This is a genomic window from Streptococcus sp. CCH5-D3, assembly GCF_001556435.1.
Classification (GTDB): Bacteria; Bacillota; Bacilli; order Lactobacillales; family Streptococcaceae; genus Streptococcus.
Genome location: NZ_LSIW01000096.1, coordinates 1 through 286, shown reverse-complemented (window position 1 = coordinate 286; position 286 = coordinate 1). Strand labels below are relative to the sequence as shown.

Annotated in this window: 1 protein-coding gene; it reads right to left on the bottom strand. The window is 49.3% G+C overall.

Annotated features, from left to right (window positions below; genetic code table 11):
• Window positions 1-286: hypothetical protein (locus AX662_RS10765; RefSeq protein ID WP_197414667.1), on the bottom strand; the 286-nt coding region annotated here is incomplete at both ends.

Below are 286 nucleotides of genomic sequence, written 5' to 3'. Positions count from 1 at the left end.
GCATCTGCATCAGAATCAGCAAGCGCATCTGAGTCAGCATCTGCATCAGAATCAGTAAGCACATCAGCTTCAGCATCTGCATCGGAATCAGCAAGTGCATCAGCTTCAGCGTCTGCGTCAGAATCAGCAAGCGCATCTGAGTCAGCATCTGCGTCAGAATCAGTAAGCACATCAGCTTCAGTATCTGCGTCAGAATCAACAAGCGCATCTGAGTCAACAAGCGCATCTGAGTCAGCAAGCGCATCTGAGTCAGCATCTGCATCAGAATCAGCAAGTGCATCTGAGT